Origin of the sequence: Pontibacter locisalis (assembly GCF_042684605.1) — a bacterium.
GTDB lineage: Bacteria > Bacteroidota > Bacteroidia > Cytophagales > Hymenobacteraceae > Pontibacter > Pontibacter locisalis.
Genome location: NZ_JBHULU010000035.1, coordinates 1 through 568 on the forward strand (window position 1 = coordinate 1; position 568 = coordinate 568).

The following is a 568-nucleotide window of genomic DNA, read 5'->3' on the forward strand; positions in this document are numbered from 1 at the left end:
GTTGGGGTAAACTTAAAGTATGGAAATAGCTTCAATAATTACAGTGTTAATAATTGCTGTTTGCCTTTTACTCACTGTTGTCTTTTTAGTGGGCTATTTGATAAAAAGAAGAAAAGCTCGATTAAGAAATGCAGCTATCTCTTTTGCTACAGCAGTCTTATCACTAAGCTTGCTATTAGTAGTTGAAGAACTATTCTTCTCTTACAATTTTAAAAATAAAGAAGAAGTTTTAGTGGCTTCCAGAGAAGCACCAATTGGTGGAATCCTATTGAAGCTTTATGAAGACAATACTTTTGAAATAGGTGGATTCAGAGAAGTGAAATCATCTGGTACTTACGAATTGAAATCAGATACTCTTTTATTAACTGCCACCAACAATCCGAAGCAAAATGGATACATTACCCAAACCTCTTTCATTATCAGAAAAGGATATTTGGAAGAAATAGAAGATACTGGCATTGGGTTTTTAGAAGTTCATGTGAATAAACTAAAATAAGAAAAGCTCTCCCCAACACGGCACATAAGTTATACTTCGGCTGAGCCTCGTCTATCTTATGTACTAAACGTT

General features: G+C 34.2%; 1 protein-coding gene. It reads left to right on the forward strand.

All coding sequences use genetic code 11. The features are described 5' to 3' along the window. Window positions 1-19 precede the first annotated feature (19 nt). Entirely contained in the window at window positions 20-496 is a 477-nt protein-coding gene (locus ACFSRY_RS19175) for a hypothetical protein (protein ID WP_377511951.1), read from the forward strand. Window positions 497-568: the final 72 nt, after the last annotated feature.